This is a genomic window from Flavobacterium sp. RNTU_13, assembly GCF_046614455.1.
Taxonomy (GTDB): domain Bacteria; phylum Bacteroidota; class Bacteroidia; order Flavobacteriales; family Flavobacteriaceae; genus Flavobacterium.
Window position 1 is genome coordinate 850,981 of record NZ_JBKJHB010000001.1, and the last position, 16,391, is coordinate 867,371.

Here is a 16,391-nt window from a genome sequence, read left to right on the forward strand (position 1 = left end):
CACACGCATGCTCACCGTAAATACCATTACTAAACAATGCCGCATAAAAAAGGAAAAGGCCACATTCACTTGCTTGTACTGCGATTTTCGGCTATGGGCGATGTAGCCATGACGGTGCCTGTACTCCATGCCCTTACCACCCAGCACCCCGAAGTGCGGGTTATAGTAGCATCGCGTGCTGCCTTTAAGCCTTTTTTTGATGGTTTGCCTAATGTAAGTTTCCACGCGGCTGATTTAAGCGGTTCCCATAAAGGATTTTTCGGCATACTGCGACTGTATAAAGAGCTAAAGGCGCTGCACATATACGCCGTAGCTGATTTACACAATGTATTGCGTACCAAAATCATTACGAAACTCTTTGCCTGGCGCGGCAAAAAAACAGCTACCCTTAACAAAATGCGCGATGCGCAAAAGCGCCTTACCGCAGCTGTAAACAAGGATTTTAGTGCGGTAACACCCATTGTATACCGCCATGCCGATGTTTTTAAGGCACTGGGCTTTCCTGTGGTGTTAAACGAAAGTGCGGTGCTACCCAAGCCTGCACTGCCTAACGAATTAAAGGATATGGCAGGGCCAAACGGTATCATACGTATAGGTATAGCGCCTTTTGCCCAGCACATGGGCAAGGTGTACCCTACAGATCTAATGCGGCAGGTAATAGACGCCCTAGCGGCTAAACCGGGCATCAGGCTGTATTTATTTGGCGGAAACAAGCACGAAGCACACCAGCTTAAAAAAATGGCTGCTGAGCGCCTTAATATAGAGGTTGTAGCAGGAGGGAGGTTTACCCTTAAGCAGGAACTGCAGCTTATAGCAAACCTAAACGTTATGCTGAGCATGGATAGTGCTAACGGACACATGGCCGCCATGTACAGTGTGCCGGTAATTACGCTTTGGGGTGCCACGCATCCCTACGCGGGGTTTGTACCGTATAACCAGCCGCTGTCTAATTCTATTACGTCTGATAGGGAGAAATATCCGCTGTTGCCTACATCCGTTTACGGAAATAAAGTGGTGCCGGGTTACGAAGATGCTATGCGTACCATAACCCCACAAATGGTATTAGATAAGATTGGCGAAGTCTTGAGTCGAAAGTCATAAAGTCATAAAGTTGAAAAGTCCGTGGAAGTTGATTCTCCACGGACTTTTTTATTACGTAAGACGAGTAAGCCTTTCGACTTTATGACTTTAAACTTTCGACTATAAATGACTAATTAGACATCATCAAAATCAACATATAATTCTTCTGATGTAGGGTGTGCCTGGCAGGCCAGTACAAGTCCTTCTGCTATTTCGCCATCGGTAAGTATAGCGTTTTTCTTCATTTCTGCTGTACCTGATTTAACACGGCACACACAGCTGCTGCAAATACCACCCTGGCAAGAGTATGGAGCGTCTACGCCTTGTTTTAGCGCAGCGTCTAGCACGGTGATTTCCTTTGGCATAAAAAAGGTGGTTTCCTCGTCGTCTACAAGTACGGTTACCTTAGTCTGTCCACTTAGGTCGGCTTCTATTTTTTTCTCGGCTATAGGGGTAGAAAACAGTTCAAACTTAATGTTCTTCTCCGGAACGTTGTGCTCTTTTAGCACGTCGTTTACGGTAAGTATCATTTCCTCCGGGCCACAAAGGTAAAACTTGGCAAACTCTTTTTCCTTATGCTTGTTGTTTAGCACAAAGTTTACCGCGGCACGCTCTATACGTCCAAAAAGCGCATCGCCGGCGTGGGCACGGCTGTATACAAAGTGTACAAAAAACCTGCCCAGGTATTTTTCCTGCAGCTGGTGCAGCTGGTCATGAAAAATAGTATCCTCAGGGCTTTTATTGCCGTATACCAGTACAAAAGTACTATCTGGCTCGTGTATAAGTACCGACTGCAGTATGCTCATAACCGGGGTAATACCGCTGCCGGCAGCAAACGCTGCATAGTTACGCTGCCTGTCGGATTTTGGTTCAAAAATAAATTTACCTTCGGGCACACCTACCTCCATGCTGTCTCCTACAGCCAGTTTTTCATTGGCAAAAGCCGAAAACCCACCGTTCTTAACCGCTTTAATGGCTACGCGAAGTTCGCCGCTGCCAGGTGCAGAACAAATAGAGTAGGCTTTACGCACTTCTTGCCCTTCGTACTGGGTTTTTATGTTAATGTACTGGCCGGCTGTAAAGTTATATGCTGCCGAAAGGTCTTGCGGAACCTCAAAGGCTATAGAAACCGCATGAGGGGTTTCCCTGCGGATGTCTTTTATTTTTAACGAATAGAATGTTGACATTGCTTGCTTGTTATTTACTGCAAAAATACAGATTATGATATGAGTAATAAACCAAAGGTTAAAATTTATATACCTAAGAAAGTTATACATAAGATTTTTATGTATACATTTGCTGTACAAATTTGTAGTACATGAAAAACTCCCAACTGTATAAAGGTAGCCTTAATACCATAATAATGAAGCTACTGGAAGAAAACGGCCGCATGTATGGTTATGAAATTACCCAAAAGGTAAAGCTTATAACCCGCGGTGAACTAAACATAACCGAGGGTGCGCTGTACCCAGCATTACATAAACTTGAGGCCGATGGCCTGCTGGATGTGGAGGTAGAACGCGTAGACAACCGCCTGCGTAAGTACTACAAGCTTACAGAGCAGGGCGAAAAAGAAACCGTAAACCGCCTGGAAGAACTACAGGAGTTTATAAAAAACATGCAGTCGCTGGTAAGCCCTGCGCCTAACCCTGACCTTCAATTTTAAGTATTATGAAACTTACAACCGAACAAATACAAGCTGTAAACAAAGCCCTCCTGCGCGCGCGCATAGCACATTATGACATAAGACTGGAACTGACCGACCACGTAGCGTCTGTGCTGGAAAAACAGGAAGGGGATTTTGAACAAAACCTTGCCGCTTATATAAACGACAACAAGAAACTGCTGCGCAGACTGAACTACAAGTTTATGCGCACAGGCGCCACCAAGGGCCTGAAGCTGCTTTTTACCAACCTGTTTTCATGGAGAATACTGCTTATTTTCGTGGGTATTATTGGCTTGGGAAAAGTTATACAGCAGTTTGCCGCACCGGATGATATGGGGATTTTTATGTTCCTGATTTTTGTGGTGTGCAGTGTTATGGGTACTTATCCCGCCATTGAAAATATATTCAGGAAAAGGGAAAGCTTTTCGTTTGACCTGGGTATTGCCTTTGTGCCCACGATAGTGCTGTACCCAAGTATTTTAATGCAAAGATGGGTGCCAAATCCTGATTTCCTGATTGTGTATTATGCATTTGTTGGGGCGTTTTCAGTAAACATACATTTTACCATTAAGGAGTTGTATAAAAAATACCTTTCGCTATATCATGTATAAATTAACCACAGACCAGATACAGGAAATAAACGCCGCGCTAAAAAATGTAGGGGTGTACTATGCCGATATCCGTATGGAACTGACCGACCATGTAGCGAGTACTATAGAGAGCGAGGGTTTTAGTGGAGATATTGAAACCTACGTACAATCCCACAAGGAAGAGATACAGCAACTTAATGAAAATGCCGAGGCCATGGCCATGCACAGAAACCTCAAGGCTGCTTTTATCGAAACAACAAAACCGGGCTTTTGGCTGGTGTATCTGAGCCTTGTGGCATTAGGGGAGATAATGATCCGTTTTTCCGATGCCGATAGTGCCGCAATATCTACGCTGGCTTGCGCTATGGTTGTAGTACTCGTGGCAGCGTACAATCCGGTATTTAGAGGAAATACGCCTGAGTTTTCAGGTAAAAAACATTACAAAATTATAGACCGTATGCTGGTGGTGGCGTGCATTGTTTTACTTAACCTTTATACCCGTACGGAGCAACACCAGTTAACCATTATACTGAGTGCCACTATTGGTGCGGCAGGGTATGCACTTTATGCAGCCACAAAAACCCAGGTTGCTAAATATAAATCACACTACTATGCGTAGTAAAAGCACTAAATATCCGGAAACGATAGTGTACCGCTATATAAAGCAACAGGGTATAGTGTACGACGATATTTGCCATGAACTGGCAGACCATGTTATTTGCGCCCTGGAGCAAGACACTACATTAACTCACGAAAACTTTCAGGAACGCTTAAACGCTTATGTCCATTCCCATAATATGGTGGCTATGATTACGGCTGCTAAGGAACAGGTGCGCCTACGCGAAAGAGCTTACCGTAAAGAAATGGTTAAAGGATTAATGTCCCCAAAAGGGCTATTGCAGTTGCTGATTTTTTTTGGGTTATTTTACGCGGCGTACCAAAATGAAGTTACTAAATATATGGCTGAAGCCGTGTTTGTAATAGGAATGTTATTTGGTATGTGGGCCATGGGTTTTAAGAGAGGGGCTAAATCCTTACCCAGCTATAGGAGGCTTTTAAGGCTAACGGGTTTTTATCTTTTAATACCTCTATCATGGTTTAATAAGCATATAACACCAGATACGTTAATCTTTAATATAAGCAATGCCGTTAGTATGGCTTTGATAGCCACTATACTATTGCTTATGTGGCAGGTAAACCAACAGCACAATCGTAAATATTATGCCTAAACTAACCACAGACCAATTACATTTTATAGATACCTACCTTAAAAATTCGGGGGTGGAGTATGTAGACATACGGTATGAAATGACAGACCACATAGCCTGTGCCCTTGAGGAACAGGAGGGCGATTTTATGGAGAATTTTAAACGATATATGGCCCAGAACAAAAGCCAACTATTAATTCAAGGCAAGGCATTTGCGTGGAAAGCCAGCAGGCGTGCAGTTAAGCATTTCTTTTCAATACTGTTAAGTTGGTATGCTGCATTACTGTTTTTGGTTTTGAGTTTTATTTCATATAAAGCGGTTTCGTTATATGGTGTAAAACCAGTGGGGGACACTATGTTTATTGTTTTTTTGGTTGTATTTCTTACAGCCGTATTTATAACCATAAAAGGGAGGATTACTGCGGACAGAGGTTATTCGGTGGCGTTTAAAGCCCTTAGTGTACCCTGCTTGTTTATATATGTATTCCAAATCGTAGTGAATCCGTTACGAATAACATCTCCCGATTGGTTGGCAGCGTTAGTTGATTCTTTTTACCTGGTTTTTATACTAGCTGTTTTTGTAAACTATATTGTGTTAACTAAAAAATATAAGGTCCGTTATGCAGCATAATAAGCTATCAGCCGAACAAATACAACAACTGTACCTTTTTGTACAAAATAACGGCGTACACTATTACGACCTGCAAACCGAGCTGGTAGATCATCTGGCGAATCATATAGAAAGCCAGTGGGAAAGTAATCAGAATCCTGACTTTGAAGCTGCCCTTAGTTTTGCCTATTCGGGATTTTCCGATGATGGTTTTCCATCCTTGGTGAAGCTCAGGAAAGAGGCATTGGGTAAGCGTTATGTTAAGTTGGTAACAAAAGGGTTTATAGCCTTTTTTACTCCCCCGGCTGTCCTGGTTACCGTAGTGTTATTATTTGGGTGGTATTATTTGTTCAGGTTTGATAAAGAGATTTTTGGGATGCTGTTTGCCGCTATGCAAATGGCTGTTTTGGCCTGGGTCCTTTATCAACGGAATAAGATAAAGAAAAAAGCAGAGATAACCGGGCGCAAGTGGCTTTTTGAAGAACTCATATACAGTAGTGCAATTGTATTAGCATACATGGGATTTTCTTTCCAGATAGTAAGGCTCTGTTTTATGAAGTATACGGTTGATTTCTTTACTTATGGTATTCCGTTAGTGGTTACGGTGCTTACGTTAAACAGTTACATAGGGATTTTTATGATTCCGTCCAGGGCAGAACAATACTTAAGGGATACCTACACGGAATACGATTTGGTTTAACCATGAAGACGAATTATAATGAAGCAATTATCAGCCGAACAAATAGAACAACTGTACCTTTTTGTACAAAATAACGGCGTACACTATTACGACTTGCAAACCGAGCTTGTAGATCACCTGGCGAATCACATAGAAAGCCAGTGGGCGTATAACCAAAACCCGGATTTTGAAGACGCCCTTAGTTTTGCGTATTCCGGATTCGAAAAAAATAGTTTTACAACATTGGTTGCCGCCCGAACAAAAGCGCTTTTAAAAAAGCATATAAGTTTTGTAAGAAGTTGTTTCGTTTCCTTTTTTACATTCCCGAAGCTCATTGTTACTGTTGCCTTGTTTTTCTCGTTGCACAGTATTTTTTTGATTGATACTGAAGTACCTATTTTTCAGCTCTCAGTACTTGCATTGCAACTTATGTGTTTAGCAAAATTTAACCTTACAAAAAAACATTTTGAAAAACGTTTGAAACAAAAAGAAAAAGTATGGCTGCTGGAACAGTTGGTTTATAAAAGCACCACTATGCCGGCGACTCTTTTTATTACCGGTATCTCATTTCAGTTTACAGATAACTTTAACGGCCCGGGGGTTGTAGCACAATGGGTGCTGTCCGGGATATTTACCCTGGTTTTTTTGCACAACTATATAGTAATTTATATTATACCTAATAGAGCAGAAGAATACTTAAGGGATACGTATCCGGAATATGATTTGGTTTAACCATGAAGATGAATTATAATGAAGCAACTAACAGCCGAACAAATAGACCAACTGTACATCTTTACCAGGCAGCACTTTGTAGAGCATTACGACCTGCAAACTGAACTGGTAGACCACCTTGCCAATGCCATAGAAACGCGCTGGGCTAAAGAGCCCAATGTGCCATTTGAAGATGCACTGCAGGCTGCGTTTAAAAAGTTTGGCATCTTCGGGTTTAGCGATGTTGTAGAACAGCGCAGCAAAGCGCTGGGTAAAAGGTACCAAAAACTCATGTGGGGGTATTTTAAAACTTTTTTTACCGTACCAAGGTTGCTGCTTACATTGACACTTATAGTCTGCGCAAAGCTTATTTTGGCATATAACGTATATGTAATGCTGGCCCTGTACATAAGTATGCAGGTATATTCCCTGTACCGCATGAGCGTAAACATAAAAGCATTTAACCAAAAAGCTAAGGAAACAGGCCGTAAGTGGATGTTTGAGGAAATGATTTTCAGGGGGGTTACGTTCTCTGCCCTGGCGGGGTTTTGGTTTCAGTTTGGGCAAATGATGTACAATACCCAAAACGTAGCCGGGCAGTGGCTTATAGCCGTGCTTAGTGTAGTGTTGTTATTGCATAATTATATAGTACTGTTTATCATCCCATCAAAAGCAGAACAATATTTAATAGAAACCTATCCGGAGTACAAAATGGTATAATACTATGGAGAACAATACAAAACCAAGAAAAACAGTATCGGCTACACAAGTGGAAGCATTGTTTTATTTCCTGAAAAGCAGGAACATAAAACATTACGACGTACAGTGCGAACTTGCCGACCATATAGCCAATGCCATAGAACAAACCTGGGAGCGAAACCCCGATGTATCTTTTGCCGACGCTCTTGCAGTAGAAGAAGAAAAGTTTGGCGGTAAGTTCGGGTTTATGAAGATAATGCTTAAACGCCAGGCTGCCTTTCGCAAAAGGTATCGTAAAATGTTTAGAGGTTATTTTTTCTCGTTTTTTAAATTACCACAGCTAATAGGCGTGGCGGCTTTTGGCTATGCGGTATTCCGGTTATTATTGTGGTGGCCCAAGGCTTATATTTTGTTGTTTGTAGTATCTCTATTCATTATGATTTTAAGAGTCAGAAGTTTAAGCAGAAGATATGCGACTAGTCCGCATGGACATCACTGGCTTATGGAAGAAATGATATATGCCCGAGATGGGTTTGGGTACATGGTCTTTTTTATTAATCTTGCCTGGCAAATGTGGCGGGATGAATATCCACCCATATTGCTACTGTTCGAGTCGATACTGTACACCTTGCTAATGCTGTACGTATATGTAAAACTGATAATAATACCCAACCGCGCCGAAGCCTATCTTAAAGAAGTTTATCCTGAATAGGGAAAATAAACCTTGCTATGAAAAAGATTACCACAGATCAGATAGACGCATTATATGCGTTTACCATAAAGCATTACATAGAATATTATGACCTGCAAACCGAACTGGTAGACCACCTTGCCAATGCCATAGAGCAACGCTGGGTTACAGAACCCAACATTCCGTTTGAGGACGCATTACAAGATGAGTTTAAAAAGTTTGGCATCTTTGGGTTTACCACTCTTGCCGAACAGCGCCAACTATCGCTTACCAAAAAATACAATGGCTTGGTATGGCGTTATTACAAAGATTTTTTACAAGTGCCTCGTGTCCTGTTTACATTGGTTTTTTTCAGCGCAGTACTGTTTCTTTTTACAGAAAATGAAATATGGATGAGCCTGTTTCCAGCAGTAGCTTTGTTGCTGTTTTTAACGCGTGCAATACAGCTGGTGTGGCGCTACCGTAAAAAAGTACGCGCTACCGGTAAAAAATGGCTGTTTGAATATGTTATTTTTAACTTCGCAGGTTTAGGAGCGCCCACAATGCTGCCTTTTCAACTAGTGCATTTTTATTTTGAGTACAGGGTTCCGGTGATATTGGTCTGGGTAAATGCAGCTTACTTTACCGGAATGGTGCTGTACTATTATGTTATGCTTTTTACTGTGGCATCACGGTCTGAGGAGCATTTGATGCAAACCTATCCGGAGTATGCTTTTGAAAATATCCCTCAAAAAGTGTAACGTTCTGTAATGTAGTTACACTAATCTTTAAAAACCGTCACACAATTATGTTTAAAAAATTCCTCTGGCTAGAGTGGAAGTCCTTTACAAGGTCGGCTTCCTTCGGCGTTAACATGGTCATTAAGATTATACTGGGCGTTTTGGCAGTAATTTACAGCATCATGTTCCTGTTTCTTAGTGCCGGTGCATACTATGGCATTAAAGAAGAACTTCACCAGGATCCTTTAGTGGTAGTAAGCAAATACCTTATTTATTATTTTCTTCTAGATATGATAATCAGGGCATTAATGCAAAAAGTACCGGTGGTTAATACACGACCGCTGCTTACATTGCCCATAAAACGAAGTACAATTATAAATTTTGTACTGGGCAAAACGTTTCTGTCGTTTTTTTGCCTGCTGCACGTATTTCTGTTGGTTCCCTTTAATATTGTATTGCTCATAGAGGGGTACGATCCAGTGGGGGTTGTATTCTGGTGGCTTGGATTATGGCTTATAGTATACATAAACAACCTGGCAAACCTGCTCATGGGCGATAATGATTTTATCTTCATTATTTTCCTTGGTATATTGGCTTCGTTAGTAGGTTTAGAGTACTATGGTTATTTTGACATAACGCTTGTTACAGGCGCATTGTTCCATAGCCTGTATAGCACCTACTTTGCCGTACTGGTTCCGGCAGCGGTATTTGCGGGATTATTTTGGTACAGCCATAAATTTTTCAGCAAAAAACTTTACCTGGATACCGGCCTTAAATCAAAATCAGAAATTGCCGATGGGAGAGAATATACGTTCCTTAACCGTTTTGGTGCCATGGGCACTTTCCTTAAAAATGATCTAAGGCTAATCCTTAGAAACAAGCGCAGCAAGACTACGGTTATAATGAGTGTCATATTTATTTTTTACGGCATATTATTTTACAGTGGCGGTATAGAAGCGTATGACAATACACCGATGAAAATGTTTGCCTCTATATTTGTAACCGGTGGTTTTATGATGACCTTCGGGCAGTTTGTGCCCAGCTGGGACAGCTCTTATTACCCGCTAATGATGAGCCAAAACATTCCGTATAGCCAATACATAGCCAGTAAATGGTGGCTTATGGTGGTAGGTGTGGCATTTAGTACACTTATCTGTTCGTTTTATTTGTACTACGGGATAGAAATTTACCTTATGATACTATCTGGCGCTGTGTTTAATATAGGTGTTAATTCGCTTTTAGTACTCTTGGGTGGAGCCTATGTAAAAACGCCTATAGACCTGGCCAGTGCCAAGCAGGCTTTTGGTAATAAGCAGGCATTTAACATAAAAACCTTTTTAATATCATTACCTAAACTGTTGCTGCCTATGCTGTTGTACACGCTGGGTGCCAAGCTTATAAGCCCGCTTTACGGCTTTATATTTGTAACAGCCGCGGGATTACTGGGGCTTATATTCCGCAAGGCAGCCTTTAAGGCCATAGAGCGCATTTATAAGTCAGAAAAGTACGACACCATAGCGGCTTACAAACAAAAGAACTAATTACTAATACAACGCTTCATCAACCATGATACAGATACAAGACCTTAAAAAAGCATATAACGGCACAGTAGTGCTAAACATACCAAACCTTACCATTAATAAAGGCGAAAGCTTTGGCCTGGTAGGTAATAACGGTGCCGGTAAAACCACGCTGTTCAGCTTGCTGCTGGATTTGATAGAGCCCAGCACCGGGCATGTAGAAATTAACGGCATACAGGTAAACAAAAGCGAAGACTGGAAACCCCTTACTGCGGCGTTCTTGGACGAAAGCTTCCTTATAGGCTACCTTACCGCCGAAGAGTACTTTTATTTTATAGGCGAACTTCGCGGGCAAAACAAAGCATCGGTAAATGAGCTGCTGGCTAAGCACACTGATTTTTTTAACGATGAAATATTGGGTAAAAAGAAATACCTGCGCGACCTGAGTAAGGGTAACCAAAAAAAGGTGGGCATTATAGCTACCCTTATAGGTAATCCTGATGTTATAATACTCGATGAGCCGTTTGCAAACCTGGACCCTACCACGCAGTTCAGGCTAAAGAAAATTATAAAAGACCTTGCCGAAGATAAAACCAAAACCATACTGGTAAGCAGCCATGACCTGGCGCATACTACAGAGGTAAGTAATCGCATAGTAGCCATGCACAAAGGCCAGGTGGTAAAAGACCTGTATACATCGGCAGAAACGCTGGAGGAACTGGAAGCGTTTTTTGCAGTATAAAAAGTTAATTCCCTGCCCTGTGGCGGGGAATTTTTTTTAAAACAACTGCCATTACAAAAAAGAACCGTATTTTTACCCTCTACTATACTAAAAAGTAATTTTGAAAGTTTAGGATAAAAAATTCTTTTGTGTTGAAAACCAGTTACTCAAAATATATTTTGTTTTTCGGGGCGGCTATTTTTGCCATAGGCTGCTCTACAAAAAAAGACAAATTTATAAACCGTAAATACCATGCCATGTCTACCAAATACAACGTTATGTATAATGGTAACAACGCGCTTGTGGCAGGTGTTAAGGAGCTTAAAACCAATCTTAAAGACAACTACTGGGACGTGCTCCCTGTAGAGCGTATGCAGCGGCCTCCGGAAGAAATGGAACCCACAGACCGCCGTAATGCTAACATAGAACGCGCCGAAACAAAGGCCGTTAAGGCCATACAAAAACACTCTATGGACATAGGCGGGCAGGAGCGTAATCCGCAAATGGATGAAGCCTACCTGTTACTGGGCGAAGCGCGCTACTACGACAACCGTTTTATTCCGGCTATGGAGGCGTTTAACTATGTGTTATACAAATACCCTAAGAGCAGTGCTATAGATGAGGTAAAAGTATGGCGCGAAAAAACCAACATAAGGCTGGATAACACCGGTGTAGCCATTAAAAACCTTAAACAACTCCTTAAAGAAAAAAAGGAGATTATGGACAGGCAAATTTATAGCGATGCTAATGCCATACTGGCCCAGGCTTACATAAACGAAGAGTATAAAGACAGTGCTGCAACAGTTCTTAAGGAAGCAGCTAAATCCAGCCGCGATAAAGAAAAGAGGGCTCGTTATTATTTTATTACCGGGCAGCTTTACGGTAAAATGGATAAGCCCGACAGCGCTTTTGCCTATTTCCAAAAGGTAATAGACATGAAGCGTAAGTCGCCACGCATATACACTGTGCAGGCACATGCTATGCAGGCGGGTATGTTTAACCACAAAGGCGGCGATACCCTTGCCTTTATAGAGAAATACCGTAAAATGCTTGCCGATAGAGAAAACAGGCCATTCCTGGATATCATTAACCATCAGGTAGGTTTGTTCTATGACCGCCAGGGCAATACTAAAAACGCGGTCAAGTACTATAATGTTTCCATAAAGAAAAAAGGCGCAGATAAATACCTTACTGCCAGTAATTACCGAAACATAGCCGAGATAAACTTTAAGCAGGCTAAATATCTTGTGGCGGGCAAGTACTACGATAGTACACTCGTAAATATGGATTTCCGCACGCGTGAGTACAAAGCCATCAAAAAGAAACGTGATAACCTTGAAGATGTTATTAAATACGAAAACATAGCCAATACTAACGACAGTATTTTATATGTAGCGGGGCTTTCGCCGGAAAAGCGAGTGGCGTATTATAGTGAATATATAGAGAAACTAAAAAAGCAAGACGAGGAAGCCCGTAAAAAGGCAGAGCTTGAACTCCGTAAGCAAGAGAACCGTGCGGCTAATGCAGCAGGCGATGATCCTATGGGCCAAGATGCCCCGGACGCTAAAAATGCTTTTGCCGCTAACAAAGGCAACATATCTGCTGCCGAAATGGCAAGGAATCGCGAGGCATCTTCGGTTTTTGCCAGTAATAGCCCTAAAAGTAGTGGCGTAGCCAGAAGCGCAGGTGGTGCGGCATCGGGTCCGTTCTATTTTTACAACGATGCTAATGTAAGTTCGGGTAAAGCTTCGTTTGCAGCCAAGTGGGGCAAAAGGCCGCTTGATGATAACTGGAGGGTACTCTCTGAAATGAAGTCTGGTGGCGCAGGTTCAGATGTTAGCGCTGCAGACCTGGAAGACGCAGATAACAATGGTACGGCTTCGGGTAAAGACAATAAAAAAGACAAGCCGCTGGAACCGCGTTATGACCCTGAGTTTTACATAGGCCAGCTTCCGCAGTCGCAAAAGGTATTAGACAGCCTTGCTAAAGACCGCAACTATGCGTACTTTCAGCTGGGTGCCATTTATAAAGATAAATTTAAAGAATACAACCGCGCCGCCGATAAGCTGGAAAAGCTGCTGACGTATAATCCGGAGGAGCGCCTTGTGCCGCCGGCTCTTTACAATTTGTATCGTATATACCAAACGCTGGATCCTGCAAAGGCGGAAGTGTATAAGCAACGCATACTTTCACAATACCCAGATACCCGTTATGCGGCAATCATTAAAAACCCTAACCCGGAAGAGCTGTTTGCCGGAAGCCCGGAGGCGGTGTATAAAAAATTATATGATGAGTACCGTAAGGGCGATATTCGCGAGGTGTACGAAAACATTGGCCAGTATATAGATACCTATGAAGGGGAAGATATACTACCAAAGCTGGAACTATTAAAAGCCAGGCTGGCAGGAAGGCTCCAGGGTGTAGAAGAGTATAGAAAAGCGCTTAATTATGTAGCCCTTACCTATGCTAACGCAAAAGAAGGTAAGGAGGCCGATGCCCTGCTTAAAAAAGATATACCTGCTCTGGAAAAAGTAGCCTTTGGCGCGGCGCCTACAAGCTTTAAAATCATTTTTAAGTTTGAGGCTAACGACCCTAAAATTGCAGCGCTTATAAAAACCATTCAGCAGTTTATAAAAGACAACAATAACAATAACATTACCGTAAGTAACGACATATATACGGTTAACGAAAATATAGTGGTTATCCACGGTCTTATAAATAAACTTGCCGCTAATGATGTGGCCACCATACTAAGGGATTACAAAGAATATAAAATAGCGCAGGTGCCTACCATTATAAGTGCTGAGGATTATAAGGTAATACAAATAAAGAAAAACTTTGGGCAGTACCAGCCGGTGAAGTAACACGTATATATATAGGAGTAGTATGTTTGAGAAATCGCAGAAATCATATACAGATCTTTTAGGAAAAACAAACCGTATTGTAGAAGGTACGTCTATAACAGGCGATATAGTGTCTCAGGCCGACCTAAGGCTCGACGGTGTTTTAGTAGGTAATATAACAACACAGGGCAGGGTGGTTATAGGCCCCGCTGCCAGCGTTACCGGCGATGTAAAATGCAAGAGTGCTGATATAGAAGGAAAATTTAACGGGCGCATAGAGGTGCAGGAACTTCTTAGCATAAAAAACAAAGCTCACATTCAGGGTGAGGTAGTAGCCGGCAAGCTGGCTGTAGAACCGGGTGCGGTTTTCACTGCCACCTGCACCATGAAAAATACGCCAAAAAACAATCCGGCCCATGACAAGCAACCCGCAGGACAATAATAAAAAACCAAACCCCTGGCTGGCACTGATAAGCATCCCTACACAAATGGGGCTTATCATTTTTTTATTTAGTAAACTGGGCTCATGGCTCGACGAAAAATACCCAAACCCTAACGGACTATATTTTATAATCTGTACTATGGCAGGTGTTGCTGTGGCATTGTACAATGTTGTGCGTCAGGTAAATAAACTTAATAAATAAATGGATAAAAGCTTTTTTAAAACCTTTGCTATTGTTTCGGGCCTTGCCTGTGTATTTCTAATTACCAACGTGTTGCTGTTTCAGCTGCCTGATTTAAAAGCGCAAAGTGCTGATTTTGTTTATCCTGTGTATGTAACAGTGCTTTTCTTTTATGCCGTTTGTGCAGCAATATTATTTGTATTACATTTTATAGCCAAAAAAAATCCCGGGCAAACAGGGTATATTTTCCTACTCTTAACCACCTTACAGGTTGTAGCGGGCTATCTGTATATCAGGCCTGTTTTATCGAAAACGATTGAAGTCCCTATAGAGAAAGTCAACATTTTTGTTATTTTTATGTTATTTTTAATGTTGGAGGCCTATTTTACAACGGTTCTCTTAAACAAAAAACAATGATTTTTTCCAAAGGCTGAAAATTCTCGAAAAAAGTAGATTTTCAACATTGATATATTAAATTAAAGCGTACCTTTGCGCAAAATTTGAGGACTGTAAAATTAAGATAGTTAATAAGATGGTGTTTTCCGGACAATTTCTAAAGAACTCAGTTGCGGCCCTGTTGCTGGTTCTGCCCCTTATTTCTTCTGCTGGTTCAACTGAGGATTCAATCCACGTACAGCACGATAGCGCTGCCGTACATGCTGAAGCCCCTGCTGCACATGAAGCCCATGAGGGTCATGCTGCAGAGCCTGCTGATGAAAAATCAAAAATCAACGAGCATATTGCCCACCACCTTCAGGACTCTCATGAGTTTGTGTTCTTCTCTGACGAGCAAACAGGTGAACACTACGGTTTCCCGCTACCGGTTATTCTTTACGATAACGGCGTGAAATTTTTTATGTCGTCTGCATTTAACCATGGCGAATCTGTGGCTAATGTAGATGGTAACTACTATAAGCTTTTCCACAACAAAATATACAAGACAGATGCTGCCGGCGATCTTAAGCTGGATCACCATGGTCACCCAACGGTGGCTCAGGCTATGGATTTTTCTATAACTAAAAACGTAGTGGCTTTATTGTTTACAGCGTTACTAATGTTTGTGTTATTTACAGGTCTTGCTAAAACGTATAAAAAAGGTCCGAACGCGCTGCCTACAGGTTTTGCACGTGTGCTGGAGCCGCTTGTTATATATGTAAGGGATGAAATAGCCAGGCCAAACATTGGCGAGGAAAAGTATAAGAAATTTATGCCGTACCTGCTTACAGTGTTTTTCCTTATCTGGACGCTAAACCTTCTTGGCCTTACGCCACTGGGTATAAACGTTACCGGTAATATTGCTGTAACGGTTTGCCTTGCGCTGTTTACATTCTTTATAACACAATTTAGTGCTAACAAAGAGTACTGGGGCCACATCTTCTGGATGCCGGGTGTTCCTTATGTAATGAGGATAGTACTTGCGCCTATAGAAGTACTTGGTCTTTTTACTAAGCCGTTCTCACTACTTATCCGTTTATTTGCAAACATTACTGCGGGTCACACGGTAGTTATGGGTCTTATAGCGGTAATCTACGTAATGAAGAACCAACTTACCGTAGGTGGTAGTATAGGTGCGTCAATGGTGCTAACACTGTTTATCTCTGTAATAGAATTGCTTGTGGCGTTCCTTCAGGCGTTTATCTTTACCATGCTTTCTTCGCTGTTCATAGGTATGGCAGTGCAGGAGCATGATCATCACCATGACCACGCACATGGCCATGACGATCATCATGTAGAGGACCCGGAAATCCCGGTAATCTAATTTTTGAGAAAACAACTAATTTAAAATAGAACATTAATTTAATTAATTATATATCATGGAAATTCCAGGTCTAGTTGGAGCCGGTCTTATTGTAATAGGTGCCGGTCTTGGTTTAGGTAAAATTGGTGGTTCTGCAATGGATGCTATTGCCCGTCAGCCAGAGGCTGCTGGTAAAATCCAGACTGCAATGATCATCATCGGTGCACTTCTTGAAGGTCTTGCATTCGGTGCTCTAATCCTAGGAAAATAATTAAACAAACACCTGCAACGGT

General features: G+C 41.9%; 19 protein-coding genes. 18 read left to right on the forward strand and 1 reads right to left on the reverse strand.

The genetic code is table 11. The features are described 5' to 3' along the window. Positions 1-36: 36 nt before the first annotated feature. Entirely contained in the window at positions 37-1,101 is a 1,065-nt protein-coding gene (locus ACLI08_RS03825) for a glycosyltransferase family 9 protein (RefSeq protein WP_411427132.1), read from the forward strand. A 113-nt stretch (positions 1,102-1,214) separates the two neighbouring features. Here ACLI08_RS03825 and ACLI08_RS03830 read toward each other — a convergent pair whose 3' ends face one another. Then, positions 1,215-2,267, reverse strand: coding sequence for a 2Fe-2S iron-sulfur cluster-binding protein (locus ACLI08_RS03830; RefSeq protein WP_411427133.1), 1,053 nt, complete (start codon positions 2,265-2,267; stop codon positions 1,215-1,217). A 131-nt stretch (positions 2,268-2,398) separates the two neighbouring features. Between ACLI08_RS03830 and ACLI08_RS03835 the strand changes: the two genes are divergently transcribed. From ACLI08_RS03835 to ACLI08_RS03915, 17 genes are all read left to right on the forward strand, one after another. Next, entirely contained in the window at positions 2,399-2,746 is a 348-nt protein-coding gene (locus ACLI08_RS03835; RefSeq protein ID WP_411427134.1) for a PadR family transcriptional regulator, read from the forward strand. A gap of 5 nt (positions 2,747-2,751) precedes the next feature. Next, complete coding sequence (locus ACLI08_RS03840; protein WP_411427135.1) at positions 2,752-3,357, forward strand: hypothetical protein; 606 nt, start codon at positions 2,752-2,754, stop codon at positions 3,355-3,357. After that, positions 3,350-3,955, forward strand: coding sequence for a hypothetical protein (locus tag ACLI08_RS03845; RefSeq protein ID WP_411427136.1), 606 nt, complete (start codon positions 3,350-3,352; stop codon positions 3,953-3,955). The genes ACLI08_RS03840 and ACLI08_RS03845 overlap by 8 nt, the downstream gene beginning before the upstream one ends. Continuing rightward, the gene (locus tag ACLI08_RS03850; protein WP_411427137.1) at positions 3,948-4,565 is read left to right on the forward strand and encodes a hypothetical protein; all 618 of its coding nucleotides are present in this window, start codon (positions 3,948-3,950) and stop codon (positions 4,563-4,565) included. Before ACLI08_RS03845 ends, ACLI08_RS03850 begins: the two co-directional genes overlap by 8 nt. Further along, positions 4,558-5,175, forward strand: coding sequence for a hypothetical protein (locus ACLI08_RS03855; RefSeq protein ID WP_411427138.1), 618 nt, complete (start codon positions 4,558-4,560; stop codon positions 5,173-5,175). The genes ACLI08_RS03850 and ACLI08_RS03855 overlap by 8 nt, the downstream gene beginning before the upstream one ends. Next, positions 5,165-5,854 carry a hypothetical protein gene (locus tag ACLI08_RS03860; RefSeq protein WP_411427139.1) on the forward strand — a complete coding sequence of 230 codons (690 nt, stop codon included), beginning with the start codon at positions 5,165-5,167 and terminating at the stop codon, positions 5,852-5,854. The genes ACLI08_RS03855 and ACLI08_RS03860 overlap by 11 nt, the downstream gene beginning before the upstream one ends. Before the next feature lie 18 nt (positions 5,855-5,872). Further along, positions 5,873-6,565 carry a hypothetical protein gene (locus ACLI08_RS03865; protein ID WP_411427140.1) on the forward strand — a complete coding sequence of 231 codons (693 nt, stop codon included), beginning with the start codon at positions 5,873-5,875 and terminating at the stop codon, positions 6,563-6,565. Positions 6,566-6,583: 18 nt separating this feature from the next. Continuing rightward, positions 6,584-7,264, forward strand: a complete 681-nt coding sequence (locus tag ACLI08_RS03870) for a hypothetical protein (RefSeq protein WP_411427141.1) — start codon at positions 6,584-6,586, stop codon at positions 7,262-7,264. A 4-nt stretch (positions 7,265-7,268) separates the two neighbouring features. Next, complete coding sequence (locus ACLI08_RS03875) at positions 7,269-7,955, forward strand: hypothetical protein (protein WP_411427142.1); 687 nt, start codon at positions 7,269-7,271, stop codon at positions 7,953-7,955. A 17-nt stretch (positions 7,956-7,972) separates the two neighbouring features. After that, complete coding sequence (locus tag ACLI08_RS03880) at positions 7,973-8,674, forward strand: hypothetical protein (RefSeq protein WP_411427143.1); 702 nt, start codon at positions 7,973-7,975, stop codon at positions 8,672-8,674. 47 nt (positions 8,675-8,721) lie between these two features. After that, positions 8,722-10,194 carry a DUF5687 family protein gene (locus tag ACLI08_RS03885; protein WP_411427144.1) on the forward strand — a complete coding sequence of 491 codons (1,473 nt, stop codon included), beginning with the start codon at positions 8,722-8,724 and terminating at the stop codon, positions 10,192-10,194. A gap of 25 nt (positions 10,195-10,219) precedes the next feature. Beyond that, positions 10,220-10,915 (forward strand): ABC transporter ATP-binding protein, encoded by a 696-nt coding sequence (locus ACLI08_RS03890; protein WP_411427145.1) that lies wholly within the window; start codon positions 10,220-10,222, stop codon positions 10,913-10,915. 128 nt (positions 10,916-11,043) lie between these two features. Next, entirely contained in the window at positions 11,044-13,758 is a 2,715-nt protein-coding gene (locus ACLI08_RS03895) for a tetratricopeptide repeat protein (protein WP_411427146.1), read from the forward strand. 22 nt (positions 13,759-13,780) lie between these two features. Next, a complete protein-coding gene (locus tag ACLI08_RS03900) occupies positions 13,781-14,179 on the forward strand; it encodes a bactofilin family protein (protein WP_411427147.1) in 399 nt (132 codons plus the stop codon). Continuing rightward, on the forward strand, positions 14,154-14,381 hold the full coding sequence (locus ACLI08_RS03905) for an AtpZ/AtpI family protein (protein ID WP_411427148.1): 228 nt from the start codon (positions 14,154-14,156) through the stop codon (positions 14,379-14,381). The genes ACLI08_RS03900 and ACLI08_RS03905 overlap by 26 nt, the downstream gene beginning before the upstream one ends. A 511-nt stretch (positions 14,382-14,892) precedes the next feature. After that, on the forward strand, positions 14,893-16,119 hold the full coding sequence (gene atpB / locus ACLI08_RS03910) for a F0F1 ATP synthase subunit A (RefSeq protein WP_411427149.1): 1,227 nt from the start codon (positions 14,893-14,895) through the stop codon (positions 16,117-16,119). Between the two features lie 55 nt (positions 16,120-16,174). Further along, a complete protein-coding gene (locus ACLI08_RS03915; RefSeq protein ID WP_045970061.1) occupies positions 16,175-16,369 on the forward strand; it encodes an ATP synthase F0 subunit C in 195 nt (64 codons plus the stop codon). The last annotated feature ends 22 nt before the right edge of the window (positions 16,370-16,391 follow it).